Annotated in this window: 15 protein-coding genes and 1 riboswitch; of the genes, 3 read left to right on the forward strand and 12 right to left on the reverse strand. The window is 71.3% G+C overall.

Annotated elements, in window-relative coordinates; all coding sequences use genetic code 11:
- The first annotated feature begins 72 nt into the window (after positions 1 to 72).
- Both cobF and CT688_RS17450 read left to right on the forward strand, forming a co-directional pair.
- The gene (gene cobF, locus CT688_RS01020) at positions 73 to 858 is read left to right on the forward strand and encodes a precorrin-6A synthase (deacetylating) (protein ID WP_255412673.1); all 786 of its coding nucleotides are present in this window, start codon (positions 73 to 75) and stop codon (positions 856 to 858) included.
- 42 nt (positions 859 to 900) lie between these two features.
- Complete coding sequence (locus CT688_RS17450; protein WP_182613492.1) at positions 901 to 1,038, forward strand: hypothetical protein; 138 nt, start codon at positions 901 to 903, stop codon at positions 1,036 to 1,038.
- Positions 1,039 to 1,104: 66 nt separating this feature from the next.
- Here CT688_RS17450 and CT688_RS01025 read toward each other — a convergent pair whose 3' ends face one another.
- The 6 genes from CT688_RS01025 to CT688_RS01050 all read right to left on the reverse strand — a co-directional run bounded on the left by CT688_RS01025 (position 1,105) and on the right by CT688_RS01050 (position 7,042).
- The gene (locus CT688_RS01025; RefSeq protein WP_194305810.1) at positions 1,105 to 1,896 is read right to left on the reverse strand and encodes an ABC transporter ATP-binding protein; all 792 of its coding nucleotides are present in this window, start codon (positions 1,894 to 1,896) and stop codon (positions 1,105 to 1,107) included.
- Positions 1,893 to 2,894: an iron ABC transporter permease gene (locus CT688_RS01030; protein ID WP_231750564.1), complete on the reverse strand. Its 1,002-nt coding sequence runs from the start codon at positions 2,892 to 2,894 to the stop codon at positions 1,893 to 1,895. The genes CT688_RS01025 and CT688_RS01030 overlap by 4 nt, the downstream gene beginning before the upstream one ends.
- A gap of 64 nt (positions 2,895 to 2,958) precedes the next feature.
- A complete protein-coding gene (locus CT688_RS01035) occupies positions 2,959 to 3,987 on the reverse strand; it encodes an ABC transporter substrate-binding protein (RefSeq protein WP_107755394.1) in 1,029 nt (342 codons plus the stop codon).
- Positions 3,988 to 4,041: 54 nt separating this feature from the next.
- Positions 4,042 to 4,222: riboswitch (cobalamin riboswitch) on the reverse strand.
- A 45-nt stretch (positions 4,223 to 4,267) separates the two neighbouring features.
- A complete protein-coding gene (locus tag CT688_RS01040; protein WP_107755395.1) occupies positions 4,268 to 4,615 on the reverse strand; it encodes a hypothetical protein in 348 nt (115 codons plus the stop codon).
- 1 nt (position 4,616) lies between these two features.
- Complete coding sequence (locus tag CT688_RS01045; protein WP_107755396.1) at positions 4,617 to 6,404, reverse strand: NTP transferase domain-containing protein; 1,788 nt, start codon at positions 6,402 to 6,404, stop codon at positions 4,617 to 4,619.
- On the reverse strand, positions 6,401 to 7,042 hold the full coding sequence (locus CT688_RS01050) for a TetR/AcrR family transcriptional regulator (RefSeq protein ID WP_107755397.1): 642 nt from the start codon (positions 7,040 to 7,042) through the stop codon (positions 6,401 to 6,403). The genes CT688_RS01045 and CT688_RS01050 overlap by 4 nt, the downstream gene beginning before the upstream one ends.
- 117 nt (positions 7,043 to 7,159) lie before the next feature.
- On the opposite strand from CT688_RS01050, the gene CT688_RS01055 reads away from it, so the two are divergent.
- Positions 7,160 to 8,776 (forward strand): MFS transporter, encoded by a 1,617-nt coding sequence (locus CT688_RS01055; protein WP_107755398.1) that lies wholly within the window; start codon positions 7,160 to 7,162, stop codon positions 8,774 to 8,776.
- 126 nt (positions 8,777 to 8,902) lie between these two features.
- On the opposite strand, the gene CT688_RS01060 is transcribed toward CT688_RS01055, so the two are convergent.
- From CT688_RS01060 to CT688_RS01085, 6 genes are all read right to left on the reverse strand, one after another.
- Positions 8,903 to 11,251, reverse strand: a complete 2,349-nt coding sequence (locus CT688_RS01060) for an FdhF/YdeP family oxidoreductase (RefSeq protein WP_107755399.1) — start codon at positions 11,249 to 11,251, stop codon at positions 8,903 to 8,905.
- A gap of 66 nt (positions 11,252 to 11,317) precedes the next feature.
- Positions 11,318 to 12,139, reverse strand: a complete 822-nt coding sequence (fdhD, locus tag CT688_RS01065) for a formate dehydrogenase accessory sulfurtransferase FdhD (protein WP_107755400.1) — start codon at positions 12,137 to 12,139, stop codon at positions 11,318 to 11,320.
- Positions 12,140 to 12,164: 25 nt separating this feature from the next.
- The gene (locus CT688_RS01070; RefSeq protein ID WP_197431492.1) at positions 12,165 to 13,229 is read right to left on the reverse strand and encodes a zinc-dependent alcohol dehydrogenase family protein; all 1,065 of its coding nucleotides are present in this window, start codon (positions 13,227 to 13,229) and stop codon (positions 12,165 to 12,167) included.
- A gap of 128 nt (positions 13,230 to 13,357) precedes the next feature.
- A complete protein-coding gene (gene epsC, locus CT688_RS01075; protein ID WP_107755402.1) occupies positions 13,358 to 13,981 on the reverse strand; it encodes a serine O-acetyltransferase EpsC in 624 nt (207 codons plus the stop codon).
- A complete protein-coding gene (gene cysK / locus CT688_RS01080) occupies positions 13,981 to 14,916 on the reverse strand; it encodes a cysteine synthase A (protein WP_107755403.1) in 936 nt (311 codons plus the stop codon). Before cysK ends, epsC begins: the two co-directional genes overlap by 1 nt.
- Positions 14,917 to 15,074: 158 nt before the next feature.
- A complete protein-coding gene (locus CT688_RS01085) occupies positions 15,075 to 16,865 on the reverse strand; it encodes a long-chain fatty acid--CoA ligase (protein ID WP_107755404.1) in 1,791 nt (596 codons plus the stop codon).
- Positions 16,866 to 16,966 lie beyond the last annotated feature (101 nt).

Consider the following 16,966-nt stretch of genomic DNA (forward strand, 5'->3'; position numbering starts at 1 on the left):
CGCGAGTGCTGCACCCGCACAGGAAATTTCGCGCGCGCGTGCAGCACTCGCGCGCCGATCGGGGAGACGCCGATCGGGGAGACGGGGGATCGGCCGCGGCGGCGGCTGCGGGTCGTCGGCATCGGCTCGGGCGGACTCGATCAGATCACGATGGAGGCGGTCGCCGCCCTGCGCGCGTCCGAGTATGCGCTCGCTGCCGTGAAGGGTCCGGGCGACCCGCTGGTCGACCTCCGTCGGCGGTTGCTCGCCCGGCACGCGCCGGGCGTCGAGCTGGTGGGAGTCGCTGATCCGGAACGAGACCGCTCGTCGTCGTCGACCTCCTCACAGGACGGGTACCGCGGCGTGGTCCTGGACTGGCACGAGGCCCGTTCCCTGGCGTGGGAGAGGGTGTTGGCGGACCGGCCCGGCGACGTGGCGGTGCCGGTGTGGGGTGATCCGGCTTTCTACGACTCCACGCTGCGGATCGTCGACCGGATCCTCGCCCGTGGCCGGCTCGACTTTGACGTGGAGGTGGTCCCGGGCATTTCCGCTCTACAGGTGTTGGCCGCGCGTCACCGGCTGGTCCTGCACGAGATCGGCGGGACGGTCACCGTGACCACTGGCCGTCGTCTGGCGGAGGTCGTCGCCGGCGGCGCGGACAACGTGGTGGTGATGCTCAACGCCGGCCTGCCTCTCGATCACCTGGCGGACTGGCACATCTGGTGGGGCGGCAACCTCGGTGACCGGGGGGAGTGCCTGATCTCGGGCGGGGTCGGCGATGTCTTGCCCGAGATCCGGAACGCGCGCGAGCGGTTGCGCACGGAGCACGGCTGGGTGATGGACGTCTACCTGCTGCGCCGCCCGGTCGCGGCCGGCTGACAGGGTGCCTACACTGGCGCTCCCCGATGATGGAGGTACCCGATGGCGTTCCTGAGAAACGCATTGAAGACCGGAGTCGCGCTCAAGGCCGTCGAAGTGGTCAGGCGGGAGGCGTCCAAGCCGGAGAACCAGCGCAAGGCCCGCGAATTCGCGGAGAAGCTCCGCAACCGCAAGCGCTGAACAGCTGCGCCCCTCGGTCGGGGATCGCGGACCTGCGCCCGCGGTTCACGCCCAGGCTCCCGCGGGTCAGCGGGCGAGATAGCGCACGTGCACCGCGGGTCCGTCGTGGAGCACCTCCGCGCGGACCCCGTACACCGTCTGTATCAGCGCTGGTGTGAGCACCTCCGACGGGCGGCCCCCGGTCACCAGGCGCCCCCCGGACAAGACCTCGAGCCGGTCGCAGAAGCTGGCCGCGAGGTTGAGGTCGTGCAGCGCCGCCACCACCGTCGCCCCGGTGCCCCTGACCAGGGCCAGGAGGTCGAGTTGATGGCGGATGTCGAGGTGGTTGGTCGGCTCGTCGAGCACGAGGACGTCCGGTTCCTGAGCCAGCGCCCGCGCGATCTGCACCCGCTGCCGCTCGCCGCCCGAGAGGGTGGCATACCGCTGGTCGAGACGATCGGTGAGGGCGGTGGTGGCGGCGGCGCGGAGTACGGCCTCCTCGTCCTGCGTGCGGGGGCCCGACCACGCGGCGCGGTGCGGGATGCGACCGAGTTCGATCACGTCCCGCACCGTCGGGTTCTGGTCGGTGGACACCTCCTGCTCGACAAGGGCCACGTGCCGGGCGACCCGCCTGCGGGGCAGGCGCCGGATGTCCGTGCCGTCGAACAGGACGCGACCGGTCGAGGGCCGCAGCAGGCCCGTCATGACGCGCAGCAGGGTGGACTTGCCCGAGCCGTTGGGGCCGAGGACCCCCACCATCGTCCCGGGCTCCGGTGCCAGGGAGAGATCTCTCAGGATGGGCCGACCGCGGACGGACCACGACACGCCCTGGGCTTCGAGGGTCGCCGCCCCCTGCCCCTCCGGGGGCCCGGTCGTCATCGGGCCCTGCCCGTGCGGAGGAGGAGGACCACGAACGCCGGCACGCCGATCAGAGCGGTGGCCACTCCGATCGGCAGTTCCTGCGGCGCGAGGACCGTCCGGGCGGCGGCGTCGATCCAGACCACGAAGACCGCTCCCATCAACGCCGCCGTCGGCACCAGGACGCGGTGCCGCATGCCGACCACCGCCCGGGCGGCGTGCGGCAGCACCAGACCCACGAACCCGATCGCACCACAGGTGCTGACGATGACCGCGGTGATGAGTGCGGTGACCACCATGAGCACGAGCCGGGTGCGGGCCACGTCCACACCGAGGGCGGCCGCCGCGTCCTGGCCGAAGGTGAAGGCGTCGAGGCTGGAGGTGTGCAGGAGACACACCAGCAGACCGGCGAGCACGACGACGCCGCACGCGGCCACGTCCGACCACCGGACGGAGGACAGCGAGCCCAGCAGCCAGAACAACACACCGCGGGTCTGTTCGGCGTCGGCCGCGGTATAGACGACGAACGAGGTCACGGCCGAGAACAGCTGGGTGGCGGCGACCCCGGCGAGCACCACCCGGTCGGTGGTTCCGCCGGAGGCGAAGGCCAACAGCAAGACGAACCCGAAGGCGGTCAGCGCCCCGACGAACGCGCCCGTGGTGAGACCGACCGCCCCCGCCCCCACACCGAGCACCACGATGAGCACCGCGCCCGTCGAGGCGCCGGAGGAGATTCCGAGGATGTACGGGTCGGCCAGAGGGTTGCGGAGCAGGGACTGCAGGATCACCCCGCACAGGGCGAGCCCCGCGCCGGCCAGTGCCGCCATGAGGGTTCTGGGCAACCGCAGGTTCCAGATGATCCCCTCCTGGATGCGCGTCAGCCCCGACTCGGTGCCGGAGAGCCGCGCCAGGGCGGACTGCACGACGTCGCCGGCCGTCAGACCCGAGGGACCGATCGTCAGGACCAGCGCCGTGGAGACCAGCAGGACGGCGACGCCGGCGATCCAGAGGATGCCCAGGGCGGCGGGGCGCCGGAGAGGAGCCTGTCTGGTGGTGCGAACCGGCGGGGCACTGGGCAGCAGGTCAGTTCGATGGATCGTGCTCACCGACCAGCCCGAGGTCGTCGAGGTCCGCGGCGACGGTCTCGACGCCGTAGACCGTGCGGAGGGAGGGGTTCATCTCTGCGCCCGTGAGCTCGATGAACCGCTTCTCGCGGACCGCCGACATCTCCCGGGTCACCGGATTCGATTCCAGGTAGGCGATCTTGGCGGCCCCGGTCTCGGCGGTCTGGCTCCGGCGGGTCAGGTCGCCGAGGACGATGACGTCGGGATCGCGCTCGGCCACCACCTCCCAGTTGATCTGGGGCCACTCCTGGGTGGTGTCGTCGAACACGTTCTTCAGACCGAGGGTCGTCGAGATCAGTCCGGGGGCGCCGCAGCAGCCGGCCAGGTACGGGGATTCGGAGTTGGCGAACCAGAACATCGCCGAGACTCCGGTCGCGTCCACGTCCTCGTGTGCCCGGTCAAGCCGGCCCTGCAGGTCCGTCACGAGTCGTTCTCCGGCCTCCTCGACCTGGAAGATCTGCGCGAGTTCGGTGATCTCCCGGTAGAGCAGATCCGGGGTGAACGGTTGCTCTCGCACCCCGTCCCCGGAATCGGAGATCTTGCCGACGCAGTCGGCGGGGGAGAGGTAGGTGCCCACGCCCAGCTCATGGAACTGCTCGCGGGTCGCGACGCCGCCCTCGCTGAGCGTGCTGCCGAACGAGGCGGTGACGAAGTCCGGTTCCACGTCGAGGACGGACTCCATCGACGGCGCGTTGTCGGCCAGTCGCGGGATGCCGGCGTTGGCCTCGGCGAACTCGTCCAGAACGGGGTCGGTCCAGGTGGCGGTGCCCACCATCCGGTCGGCGAGGCCCAGGGCGAGCAGGATCTCCGTCGAGCTCTGGTTGAGCGAGACGATCCGCTCGGGAGCGGAGTCGACGGTCACCTCCTGTCCGCAGTTCTCGATCGGGCCGACCGCGGGGCCGGCGGTGGCGGCCGGGTCATCGGCGGTGCAGGAGGTCAGGACGAGGGCGGCGGCGCCGACGAGGGCGATCAGGCCTGATTTGCGCATGGGTGTACTCCGAGGTCGCGGGCCTGGAACGCGAAGCCCGATCATGACCTTGCGGTGGGGACCGCGAGGGCCAGCCGGTATTCGGACTCGGGATCACCTGGACGGGGCGCCTTCCCAGATCCTGCGATCCAGTGGCATCGTGCCCCGCCATCACCCATACCGCTGCGCGTCAGTCCCGGAGTCACACCGGGTTCCCGCGACCCCAGGGGGTCATGCTGGCGATCAGACGTTAACACGACCCGGTCGTCAGCCCGTCCTGGAGCGTCCGGCTGCGCCCGTCCTACAGGTGCTGTATCCGGGCGAAGGGGTACCGAGCGATCGCGCCCACCACCAGCGCGTATGCGGCGGCGACGGCGAGGAAGCCGGTGGTGGAGTCCAACCGGAACTCGGACATCAGCGCGGGAACCACCGCGATCACTGGTGCCGACGCCAACCCGGCGGCGAGCAGGCACCACGTCGCCACCAGTCGGTTCGCCCTATGGGTCAGCACGGGATCATTGCGGACCCGGTCAGGCACCCGGTAGCCCTTGCGGGGATCGGTGACCCACCCACGGTGTCCGGTGTACGCGGCGAGCGCCGAGGCAACCGCGGCTAGATCGAACGCCACGGCGATGATCGTGTACCCCACCTCAGATCCAGTCGATGATCTCGACGAGATCGCCCGACGCTGCGCCCTCCGGGACCACGGCGAGCGCGGGAGCGCCTGCGAGGTCGGCGAGGTGGGCGGTGCGGACCCGGGCGGACAGCGACCATCCGCCGGCTCCGTCGGGCCGGGCCGGGAGGATCCTCGTCCGGCCCGGGGCGGTCAGCCGGTCGAGTCCGGGGACCGGCGCCAGCACCTCGGGGCGCGACCTCCCGGTGAGCGCGTCGACGAGCGCGCGGCCCGTCGTCGCAGCGGCGCTCACCGCAGCGAGGGGATTGCCGGGCAGGCCCAGCAGGACGCGGCCGTCGGGCAGGGCCGCCACGAGCTGCGACCCCCCGGGCCGGACCCGGACCCCGTCGAGCACTATCGCCGCGCCGGCCCGGTCGAGGGCGGGGCGCAGGTGGTCGGCCACCCCGCGGCCGGTCGCTCCGACCAGGACGACGACGTCCGCGTCCGACGTCGCGGATCCGGCGCGGCCCGTGAGCACCGCGTCCATGGCCTCGGCGGTGTCCGGGCAGTGACCGGGTGGCCCGGAACAGGCCAACCCCGCCCGCCCGAGCACCCCGACGAGGAGCGGGCCCACGGTGTCGCGGATCCGGCCCGGTGGGAGCGGCGACGGGCTGTGGGCGGGCAGGATCTCGTCACCCGTGGTCACGACGACCGCGCGCACCGGACCGCGGACCGCCACCGAGGTCAGGCCGGCCGAGAGGGCCGCGGAGGCCAGCGCGGGGTCGAGTGTGGCCCCCGCGTCCGCGAGCTCGTGGCCGGCGGCCCAGTCCTCGCCGGCAGGTCTCAGATCGTTCTGTCCGGCGGCACGGGGCAGTGCCCTCACCACGGCGGGCCCGGAACCGTCCCGCGTCACCTCGACGAGCTCATGGCGCAGCACCCTGTCGCTCCCCGCCGGGACGAGCGCGCCGGTGGCGATGGGCGCGGCGGCGCCGGGGACCAGTCCGGCGGGCGAGTCGTCCCCGGCCCGGCGGGCCCGGCCGGTCAACCGCCACGGCCCCTCACCGGCCAGGGCGTACCCGTCCATCGCCGACACGGGCTCCCGCGGCATGGGGTCGGCGGCGAGCAGCGGTGCGGCGAGCACGGCTCCGACCGCCTCGAGGGGAGGGCGCGCGGTCGCGGGCAGCGGGACGAGCGCCGCGCGCAGCACAGCCCCCACGTGTGCCAGCGCGATCGGCCCTGAGGCGGCCACCTCGGCCCAGGTGTCGACGTCCCGCGCGGGCGCGCCCACGGTCACACGGGTGAGAACCTCGTCGTCGTACAGGGCCCTGACCGGTCGCCCGGCCGGTCCTCGGGATCGCCCCAGGGACTCGAGTCGCGCGGCGAGGGCGCGGCGGTGCCACGCGGCGAGCAGGTACTGGTCGCGGCCCCCGGCGTCCACGGCCAGGACGGCGGCGGGCCGCCCGGTCGACTCGGCGTGCCGCCGCGCGCTGCCAGCAGCGGGCCGCCCCAGCGCGGCGACGAGACGGCGGAGGGTGTCGGAGTCGAGGTCGGGGAGGTCACAGGCGACGACGACGACGAGGTCCACCCTCTCCGGGAGCGCCGCCAGTCCCGCCGCGATCCCGGCGACCGGACCGGAGTAGGGCGGTTCCTCGCAGGTGTCGCCTCCGGGGCCGACCGTGACGACCGGGTCCGCCACGGCCGCGGCGGCGGCGACCACGGTCTCGAGCATCTGCCGGCCCGCCACCGCGATTCCTGCCTTGTCCGTGCCGTCGAGTCGGCTCGCGCGGCCACCGGCCAGGACGATCGCCCCGACGGAATCGGTCACGAGTCGGCCGCCGCGTCGTGCTGGTCCGTCTCACCGACCGGGCGGTCTCGGCCCGCGTTCCCCGCCAGGCGGCTGCGAAGGAAGTCGTCGACGAGGATCTCGATGTCCGTCTCGGCGAACGGACGCAGTCCGATCATGCGGGAGAGGACCACCGGCCCGGCGAGCTGTGCCACCGCCAGGTCGCGGTCCCCGGGGATCAGGGTCCCGGCGGATTCGGCGGCGGACAGGATCGCGTGCAGGGGGGCGGCGTAGGAGTCCACGACTCCGCGTCGCAGCTCGCCCACCTCGTCGTCGTCCCCGGCTCCCCGGCCCATCGCCAGCCATCCCCACATCGACTGCTGGAGGGGGGCGTCCTGGATCAGCCGCGTCATGGACGTGCACAGCTGGATGAGTTGATCGCGCACCGGGGCGTCGCCCGGAGGCGGCTCCGGCGCAGGCAGCAGGCGTCGGAACGCCGCGGCGATCAGTGAGTCGGTGGAGGGGAAGTTGCGGTACAGCGTGGTCCGGGCGACCCCGGACACGCGGGTGACCGCGTCCACCGTGACCGCCGCGGCGCCACCCGCCAGGAGTAGATCGACCGCGGCGTCGAGGAGTTTGCCCCGCGAACGTGCCCGGCGCGGATCGGTCGGAGACTTCATGGGTCCATTGTGACGGCCCCCGGTGGTATACGGTGGGGGACCCGACCGATACCGCCGGTATCGTTTCTCGACACGACCCACCCCCACCCCTGCCGACCCTGACCCCCGGGAGCCCACGTGCTGGAACTGACCACCGGACGGCGCCGCTGGCTGCTGTTCGTCAACATCGTGGCGGTGTCGCTGGTCGTCGCGACGATGTCCGCTCTGTACACGTCGCTGCCGGACATCGCCGTGGCCACCGGCGCCACCCAGGCCCAGCTCACATGGATCATCGACTCCTACACGCTGGCGCTCGCCGCGCTCGTGCTCACCGCCGGCGCGCTGGGGGACCGCTTCGGCCGCCGGGCCACCCTCATCGTGGGACTGGTCCTGTTCACCGCGGCCTCGGCCCTGCCCATCTGGCTGGACTCGCCGCTGTGGGTGATCGCCCTGCGGGCGGTGGCAGGGGTGGGCGCGGCGTTCGTCATGCCCTCCACCCTCTCGCTGCTCACCGCCAGCTTCCCGTCCGAACGCCGGGGCACCGCAGTGGGGATGTGGGCCGGGTTCGCGGGCATCGGCGGGATCGTCGGCCTGCTCAGCTCGGGCCTCATGCTGCAGATCTGGTCGTGGAAGTCGATCTTCGTGGTCTACTCCGTGGTCGGCCTTCTCGTGCTCCTGGCGGCCTTCACCATCGGCGAATCCGTGGCCTCCCGGCACGGTCGGCCGGACGTGCTGGGGTCCGTGTTCTCGGCGTTGGCGGTCGGCGGAGTCGTCTTCGGGCTCATCGAGGGGGCGCACACGAGCTTCGGAGAACCCCTCGTCGTCGTCGCCCTGGTGGCGGCGGTCGTGAGCCTGATCGGCTTCGTCCTGGTCGAACTCCGCGCCACCGACCCCCTCCTCGACGTGCGGTACTTCCGGCGCCGCGGCTTCACCACCGGGTCGGTCGCCGTGGGCATGCAGTTCCTCACGATCTTCGGGTTCTTCCTGCTCATGGTGCAGTACCTCCAGCTGGTCAAGGGGTACGACGCGCTTTCCGCCTCCCTGGCGCTGGCCCCGATGGTGATCCCGGTGATGGTCTTCTCGCTCCTCTCGCCCCGCATCACGGCGCGGGTCGGACTCCGGGTGGTCACCGTGGTGGGACTTGCGGCGATCGCGACCGGGATGGTCCTGCTCTCCCGGCTGGGCGTGGACTCGACCTACTGGGAGATCCTCTGGCCGCTGCTCGTGGCCAGTGTGGGACTGGGCGTGTCGACCGCACCCGCCACCTCCGCGATCGTGTCCGACATCTCGGTGGACGAGCAGGGCGTGGCCGCCGCCGTCAACGACGCGATGCGCGAGGTGGGCGCCGCCATCGGCATCGCGATCTCCGGCAGCATCCTGGCAGGCAGCTACGCCACCGGGATCGTCGACGTCCTGCCAGGCGTGCCCGAGTCCGGACGGCAGGCGGTGGAGAGCTCTTTCGCGGGAGCGGTCGAGTACGTCACCATCGCCGGGCCCGCGCTGCAGGGCATCGTCGACGCCGCCGCGGAGGTCTTCGCGACAGGGATCTCCGACGCGATGTTCGCCCTGGGAATGGTCGCGGCTGGTGCGGCGGTGCTGCTGCTGTTCGTGGCGCCCGGCCGCAGGTACGTTCCGCACGGCGAGTCGGAATCCGGCGATGCGGCTGTCTCCGATGCCGCGGATGTCGACGGTTCCGCCGGCGTCCCCGACGTCGTCGATCCCGCGGGCGCTCCTGCACGCACCCGGCTCAGCTAGCGCTCACTCCGCGGCTCGAACCGGGCTCCGCCCGTGCGCCGGTTGCTCGCCGCTGCCCTCGCTAGCGCTCACTCCGCGGCTCGAACCGGGCTCCGCCCGTGCGCCGGTTGCTCGCCGCTGCCCTCGCTAGCGCTCACTCCGCGGCTCGAACCGGACGGTCACCGCCTTGAAGCCGGGCGTGTTGGACTCCCGCGCGACGTTCTGACGGTGGACCAGGTTGTTGGCCTCGGGGAAGTAGGCCGCGCAGCAGCCGCGGGCCGTCGGGTAGGACACCAGCCGGAACTCGTCCGCCCGGCGCTCGCTGGTCACTCCGTCCGAGCCGGTGAACACACTCACCACGTCGACCAGCTGGCGGTCCGCGAGACCCAGGTCGCGCAGGTCGTCCGGGTTCACCAGGATCACCCGCCGGCCCTCGGAGATGCCCCGGTAGCGGTCGTCGAGACCGTAGAAGGTGGTGTTGTACTGATCGTGCGACCGCAGGGTCTGCAGGATCAGGTGCCCGGCCGGCGCCTCCAGCCACTCCAGCGGTGACACCGTGAACTGCGCGCGCCCCGACGGAGTCGCGAAGGACCGGGTGTCGCGCGGCGGATTGGGCAGCACGAAGCCGGACTTCTGTCGCACCCGGCGGTTGTAGTCCGAGAACCCGGGGATCACGCGCGAGATGTGGTCGCGGATGACGTCGTAGTCCTCCGCCATCGCCCGCCACCCCACCGGGTGGTCGTGGCCCAGGATCGCCTCTGCCATGCCCGCGACGATCTGCGGTTCGCTGAGGAGTTGGTCCGACACCGGCTCCAGGCGCCCCTGGGACGAGCGGATCACCGACATCGAGTCCTCCACCGAGACGAACTGTGCGCCCCCCGGATGGCGGTCGTCACGGTCCGTCCGTCCGAGGGTCGGGAGGATGAGCGACGTCTGACCGTGGACCACGTGTGAGCGGTTGGGCTTGGTCGACACGTGCACGGTCAACCCGGTGCGCTGCATCCCGGTCTCGAGCACATCGGTGTCCGAGCACGCCTTGGCGAAGTTGCCGCCCATGGAGACGAACACGTCCACGTCACCGCGCTCGAACGCCTCGAGTGTCTCCGTCGAGTCGTAGCCGTGCTCACGCGGCGAGGTGATGCCGAACTCGTCGTCGAGCCCGTCCAGCAGCATCGCGCCCGGCTTCTCCCAGATCCCCATGGTCCGGTCGCCCTGCACGTTCGAGTGTCCGCGGACCGGGCAGGCGCCGGCGCCGGGCTTGCCGAAGTTGCCCTGCAGCAGCAGGACGTTGACGATCTCGCGCAGGGTGTCCACCGAATGGGGCTGCTGCGTGAGTCCCAGTGCCCAGCAGATGATCGTGCCCCGCGAGTGCACGAGCAGCGTGGCCAGTCGCTCGATCTGGTCGCGTCGCAGGCCCGTGGCCCGCTCGGTGGCCTCCCAGTCCAGCGCGGCACGCGCGGCGGCATAGTCCCGGAACCCCTCGGTGCACGTGTCCACGAATTCGCGGTCCACCACGGTTCCCGGAGCCGCGTCCTCCGCGCGCAGCAGCAGATGGCCGAGGGCTTGGAACAAGGCGAGGTCGCCACCCACCTTGATCTGCAGGAAGTCGTCCGCGACGGTCTCGCCTCCGCCCTCGACGAGGCTCTTGGCGATCCCCGTCGGGGACTGGGGGTCGGCGAACCCGAGCAGGCCGGCCTCGGGCAACGGGTTCACGGCCACCACGTGGGCACCGCGTCGCCGGGCGTCGGTGAGGGCGGAGAGCATCCGCGGGTGGTTGGTGCCGGGATTCTGTCCGACGACGAGGATGACGTCCGCGTGATCGAAATCCTCCAGCGAGACGGTCCCCTTGCCGATGCCGATCGTGGGCGTCATCGCCGATCCGGACGACTCGTGACACATGTTGGAGCAGTCGGGCAGGTTGTTGGTGCCGATCGACCGCGCGAGCAGCTGGTACATGAACGCGGTCTCGTTGGCGGTGCGGCCCGAGGTGTAGAACACGCAACGGTCCGGCGACGTGGAGTTCACGTGCTCGGCCATGAGTGCGAACGCGTCCCGCCAGGAGATGGGGGAGTAGTGGTCGTCACCCGGTCGCAGCACCACCGGCTCGGTGATCCGGCCCTGGTTTCCCAGCCAGTACTCGGTCTTGTCACGTAGCTCGCGGATCGGGTGGGCGGCCCACCACTCGGGGGTCACCGTCCGGGTGGTGGACTCCTCGGCCACGGCCTTGGCGCCGTTCTCGCAGAACTCGGCGGGTTTGCGCGGCCCGGTGATGGACTCGGGCCAGGCGCATCCGGGGCAGTCGGTGCCGCCGCGGTGGTTGAGGCGGGCCAACGCCTGCGCCGTCCGGGACACTCCGGCTTGCGAGATCCCCCGCTCGAGCGCCACCGAGACGGCCTTGAGGCCCGCCGCGCTGGTCTCGGGTTCGTCGACCCGGATCCGGGTCTCGTCGATGTCGGCGACGGGCGCGGACCGACGGATGCGAGGAATCAGGCTCATGGGCCCATTGTGCGCCCGAACACACCTCGCCGCAGCCGCGGCCCCGGCGTGCGCGTGGCCGGTAGATCAGTCGCCGATGCGCTCCGGATGGGTGTAGACGGTGGCGCGGTCGCCACGACTGAACCCGACCAGCGTCACCCCGGTCTCGCCGGCGAGGTCCACGGCCAACGACGAGGGGGCGCTGACCGCGGAGATCACCGGTATGCCCGCCATCGAGGTCTTCTGCACCAATTCGAACGAGGCCCGCCCCGAGACCTGCAGGATCGTCTCTCGTAGCGGGAGCCGGCCCTCGCGCAGTGCCCAGCCCACCACCTTGTCGACCGCGTTGTGCCGTCCTACGTCCTCGCGCAGGCAGAGCAGGGCGCCCTCGGGGGAGAACAGTGCCGCCGCGTGGACCCCGCCGGTCCGGCCGAAGACGATCTGCTTCTCGCGGAGCCGGTCGGGCAGGGAGAGCAGGACCGCAGCCCCGACCAGGGGGGTGGCCGGTTCGGCGGGGAAATGGGTCGCCGTGCGCACCTCCGCGATCGAGTCGACGCCGCACACCCCGCAGGAGCTGGTCATGGCGGTCGCGCGGACGGACCGGGGCTCCGGGACATCGGGGGACAGGGTCACGGTGAGGGTGTTGTAGTCCTGCTCGGTGCGGCCGCTCACCGTGGTGCAGTAGCAGATCTCCGGGAGGTGGTCGCGGTGCCAGATCGCTCCCTCTGACACCAGGTAACCGGCGGCCAGGTCCATGTCGTCGCCCGGGGTGCGCATCGTGACGAGATAGGGTCGTCCGCCGAGACGGATCTCCAGCGGCTCCTCCACCGCGAGGGTCGCCACCTCTCCTCTGGCGTCACTCCCGGCGATGATCCTCTGCGCGGGGTGACGACTCGTCCGTCGTCCCATGGTGCGAGGCTAGCCGGTGCCCGGTTCAGCCGCCGTCGCGGTCAGCCGGAGCGCGGCGGGCTGACGGTCGGCGTCGTTCGGTGGACCGGTCGGCCACGCGGAGGACGCCGGCGCCGCGGACGTCCCCTGCGTCGAGGTAGGCCAGGGCGGCGTCGGCCTCGTCGAGGCGGTACTCGTGGGTGGTGGGGCGGAGGGCGAGGCGCTCGGCCAGGGCGAGGAACTCCTCGCCGTCGGAGCGGGTGTTGCTCTCCACACTGGTCACGGTCCGCTCGTGGAACAGGTGCCGCTGGTAGTCGAGCCGGGGGATGTCGGAGAGGTGGATGCCGGCCACGGCGAGGGTCGCGCCGGGGGCGAGTGCCGCCAGGGCCTCCGGCACGATCTCCCCCGCCGGGGCGAAGAGGATCGCGGCGTCGAGCGGGACCGGGGGACGCTCGCGGGCGTCCCCGGCCGAGGCCGCGCCGAGCTCGAGTGCCAACCGGCGCGCGCCCTCGCCCCGGGTGAGCACGTGGACCTCTGCCCCCTGCGCGAGAGCGAGTTGCGCGGTGAGATGAGCGGAACCGCCGAAGCCGTAGACGCCCAGCCTGCCGCCCGGCGGGAGCGCCGCACGCTTGAGCGCACGGTAACCGATGATGCCCGCGCACAGCAGCGGCGCGGCCGAGAGGTCGTCGATCCCGTCGGGAAGGGCGTAGGCGAACGCCTCGGGGACCGTCGTGAACTCCGCGTAGCCGCCGTCGGCATCCCATCCGGTGTAGCGGGACCGCGCGCACAGGTTCTCCCGTCCGGACCGGCAGGCGCCGCAACTCCCGCAGGTGCCCCGCAGCCAGGGGACGCCCACCCGGTCACCGGTGAGGAACCGGACGCACCCGGGTCCCGAACCCACGACCTCTCCGACGATCTCGTGGCCGGGCACCACCCGCGGTCGTCGGACCGGGAGGTCACCCGTGGCGACGTGAAGATCGGTGCGGCAGACCCCGCACGTGAGAACGCGGAGCAGGACCTCTCCCGGCCCGGGCTCGGGAACGGGCGTGTCGACGAAGTCCAGGGGCGACTCCGCCAGGGGGCCCGGTTCGCGGACCACCCAGGCTCGCATCTGCGTCACGGTGCCGGTCACCTCGATCCTGCCGGTGCGATGACGGCGATCCTAACCCTCACGAGACGACTCAGGCCACCCCGCCGACGCGATCAGGAGCGTCGTCGGGGTGACCGGAGGGGCGAGGGTCAGATGTAGATGGCCGGATCGATGTAGAACTGCGCGTCGCGCAACTCCTCCTTCGACTCCTTGGCCGGCGTGGCGACGCCCGGTACGCCCACGATGATCGAGTTCGCCGGGGCGTCCTTGACCACGACGGCGTTGGCGCCGACCGAGGAGTCCGAGCCGATCTCGACGGGGCCCAGGATCTTGGCCCCGGCCCCCACGGTCACGCGGTCGCCCAGGGTGGGGTGGCGCTTGACCTGCTTGAGCGAGACACCGCCCAGGGTGACCCCGTGGTACAGCATGCAGTCGTCACCGATCTCCGCGGTCTCCCCGATGACCACACCCATCCCGTGGTCGATGAAGAACCGTCGACCGATGGTGGCACCGGGATGGATCTCGATCCCGGTGAGGAACCGGGTGAACTGGCTCAGGACGCGGGCCGCGAACCGGCCGGCCCCGCCGGCCACCCACAGGCGATGGGAGAGGCGGTGGGACCAGATCGCGTGCAGCCCGGAGTAGACGATCGCGTTCTCGACATCTCCCCGGGCCGCCGGGTCGTGGGCACGCGCCGCGGCGAGGTCCTCGCGCAGGGTGCGCAGGATCCTCGCCGCGGGCGCGTCCGCGGTCGACGGAGTCGGGTCGGTCATCAGTCGCGGTAGTCCTCGAACAGCATGGTGGACACGTAGCGCTCGCCGTAGTCGCACACGATCACCACGATGGTCTTGCCGGCGTTCTCCGGGCGCTTGGCCAGTTCGAGCGCGGCCCACACGTTGGCGCCGGAGGAGATGCCGGCGAGGATGCCCTCCTCGCTGCCCAGGCGCTTGGCGATCCGCAGCGAGTCGTCGAGGGTGACGTCGATGACCTCGTCGTAGATCTCGCGGTTGAGGATCTCGGGGACGAAGTTGGCGCCGAGGCCCTGGATCTTGTGCGGCCCGGCCTTGCCCTCGGTGAGAAGCGGGGAGTCCTTGGGCTCGACGGCCACGATCTGGATGTCCGGCTTCTGCTCGCGGAGGTAGCCGCCGGCGCCGGTGATGGTGCCGCCGGTCCCGATGCCGGCCACGAAGATGTCGACCTCTCCGTCGGTGTCCTCCCAGACCTCGGGGCCGCTGGTCCGACGGTGCACGTCCGGGTTGGCCGGGTTGGCGAACTGTCGGGCGAGTACGGCGTTCTCGCGGGTGTTGGCGATCTCCTCGGCCTTGGCCACCGCGCCCTTCATGCCCTCGGAGCCCGGGGTGAGGATGAGCTCGGCCCCGTAGGCGCGCATGACGGCGCGGCGCTCGACCGACATGGTGTCGGGCATGACCAGGACGGCCTTGAACCCGCGTGCGGACGCGACCATGGACAATGCGATACCGGTGTTACCGGAGGTGCCCTCGACGATGGTGCCGCCGGGCTTGAGGGCGCCGGAGGCGACCGCGTCGTCGATGATCGCGGCGCCGATGCGGTCCTTGACGCTGGCGGCCGGGTTGGCGGATTCGAGCTTGGCCAATACGGTGGCGCCCAGGCCGTCGGTCAGGGAGTTGAGGCGGACCAGGGGCGTGTGGCCGATGGTCTCGGTGATGTCGGAGTAGATCTTCGCCATTGGTGAGTTCCGTTCTGCAGAATGAACCGATCTGTCTATCGGTCAGTGTACGTGATCCCGCCACCGTCCGGACCGGGCCCGGGCGAATTCGGCCGGCCCCGAGAAACGCCGCGGCGCCCGTACCCCGCGGTGGGGTCCGGGCGCCGGCGGTCGGGGTGTCAGTTGCCGGAGTACAGGGCCTCGATCTCGCTGCCGAAGCGGTCGTGCACCACGTTGCGCTTGAGCTTGAGCGTCGGGGTGAGCTCGCCGCTCTCCACCGAGAACTCCGCCGCGAGGATCTTGAACTTGCGGATCGACTCGGCACGGGAGACGGACTTGTTGGCCTGGTCCACGGCGTCCTGGATCGCGCCGACCAGGTCACCGTCCTGGAGCAGGTCCTCCACCTCGCCGGTCTTGCCGTGCTTGTCCCGCCACGCCGGGAAGGTCTCCTGGTCGATGGTGACCAGTGCCGCGATGTAGTTGCGGTTGTCACCCACCACCACGGCCTGGCTGATCAGCGGGTCGGCCGAGAGCAGGTCCTCCATCTGGGAGGGTGAGACGTTCTTGCCACCGGCGGTGACGATGAGGTCCTTCTTGCGGCCGGTGATCGACAGGTAACCGTCCGAGTCGAGCTGCCCGATGTCGCCCGTGTGGTACCACTCGCCGGTCCAGGCCTCCTCGTTGGCCTTCGGGTTCTGCCAGTAGCCCTTGAACAGGGTCTTGGCCTTGGCCAGGATCTCGCCGTCCTCGGCGATCCGGATGGTCACGCCCGGGATCGGCCGACCCACCGTGCCGATCTTCGCCTGGCCGATCGGGTTGACGGTCAGCACGCCCGAGGACTCGGTGAGGCCGTAGCCCTCGAGGAGGTCGAAGCCGGCGCCGCGGTAGAAGTGGCCCAGACGGGCGCCCAGGGGGCCGCCACCGGAGATGATGCGGTTGCACTCGCCGCCCAGGGCCTCGTGCAGCTTCGAGTAGACGAGCTTGGAGAACAGCTTCTGCTTGAGCGCCAGGCCCGCGGACGGCTTCCCGCCGCCCTCGATGGCCGTGGAGTAGTCGATCGCGGTCTGCACCGCGGCCTTGAAGATCTTGGCCTTGGCGCCGCCGGCGGCCTCCGCCTTGCCCGCCGCGGAGTTGTAGACCTTCTCGAGCACGCGCGGGACCGACACGAGGAAGGTCGGGTGGACCTCCGACAGCCGCTCGACGACCTTGGTGGTGTCGGGCTCGTGGGCCACGGCGACGCGCTTGTAGAAGCACGCCACCTCGAGGATTCGGGCCAGGACGTGGGCCAGCGGCAGGAAGATCAGGGTGCGGCTGTTGGGGACGAACGCGTCCTGGAGCTGCTGCTCGACGGCCACCACGACGCCACCGAACCCGCCGTGCAGGATCTCGCAACCCTTGGGGTTGCCCGTCGTGCCCGAGGTGTAGATGATGGCGCACCTGTCCTCGTGGCCCATCGCCAGCGAGGCCTGCTCGACCTGCTCGTCGGAGATGTCGGCGCCGGCGGCGGTGAGCTGGGCGACCAGGTCGTTCTCGATGACCATGATGTCGCCGCTCCACTCGGTGCCGGACGTCAGCACCTCGCGGAGTTCGAGATCCTCGACCACGGCGAAGGTGGCGCCGGAGTCGGTGAGGATCCAGTCGCACTGGCCCGAGGAGGAGGTCTCGTAGATCGGGACGGTGACGGCGCCGACCGCCCACGCGGCCCAGGCGATGAGCGACCACTCGTAGCGGGTGTGGCTCATGATGGCCAGGCGGTCGCCGGGCTGGACGCCCCGGGCGATCAGGCCTTTGGCGACCCCCTTGACCTCCTGGAGGTACTGGGCGCAGGTGACCTCTGTCCAGTCGGTTCCGACGAGTCGCAGTACCGCGACGTCGTTCGGCGCCTCCTCCGCGTTCTTGAACACGAGCCGGCCGAGGTTCTCGACGGGGAAGGACTTGGTGGCGGGAGGGGTGGCGAACTCGGTCGTCATTGCGATCCTTAGGTCATGTGTGGCCTGTATCACTGGCAAGTGTAGAGGGTTCGCCGCCGTGCGTCTCCAGCACGGTCTATTTGGATCCGTTTATGAGGGGC

Source organism: Dietzia sp. JS16-p6b (genome assembly GCF_003052165.1).
In the GTDB taxonomy this organism is placed as follows: Bacteria; Actinomycetota; Actinomycetes; order Mycobacteriales; family Mycobacteriaceae; genus Dietzia.

What these genes read in the sequence shown, in the direction of transcription:
- CT688_RS01070 (WP_197431492.1), bottom strand. Translation starts at nt 13,229, where the DNA reads ATGCGAGCCTGGGTGGTCCGCGAACCGGGCCCCCTGGCGGAGTCGCCC.
- CT688_RS01050 (WP_107755397.1), bottom strand. Translation starts at nt 7,042, where the DNA reads ATGAAGTCTCCGACCGATCCGCGCCGGGCACGTTCGCGGGGCAAACTC.
- CT688_RS17450 (WP_182613492.1), top strand. Translation starts at nt 901, where the DNA reads ATGGCGTTCCTGAGAAACGCATTGAAGACCGGAGTCGCGCTCAAGGCC.
- cysK (WP_107755403.1), bottom strand. Translation starts at nt 14,916, where the DNA reads ATGGCGAAGATCTACTCCGACATCACCGAGACCATCGGCCACACGCCC.
- CT688_RS01085 (WP_107755404.1), bottom strand. Translation starts at nt 16,865, where the DNA reads ATGACGACCGAGTTCGCCACCCCTCCCGCCACCAAGTCCTTCCCCGTC.
- CT688_RS01060 (WP_107755399.1), bottom strand. Translation starts at nt 11,251, where the DNA reads ATGAGCCTGATTCCTCGCATCCGTCGGTCCGCGCCCGTCGCCGACATC.
- CT688_RS01035 (WP_107755394.1), bottom strand. Translation starts at nt 3,987, where the DNA reads ATGCGCAAATCAGGCCTGATCGCCCTCGTCGGCGCCGCCGCCCTCGTC.
- fdhD (WP_107755400.1), bottom strand. Translation starts at nt 12,139, where the DNA reads ATGGGACGACGGACGAGTCGTCACCCCGCGCAGAGGATCATCGCCGGG.
- epsC (WP_107755402.1), bottom strand. Translation starts at nt 13,981, where the DNA reads ATGACCGACCCGACTCCGTCGACCGCGGACGCGCCCGCGGCGAGGATC.
- CT688_RS01025 (WP_194305810.1), bottom strand. Translation starts at nt 1,896, where the DNA reads ATGACGACCGGGCCCCCGGAGGGGCAGGGGGCGGCGACCCTCGAAGCC.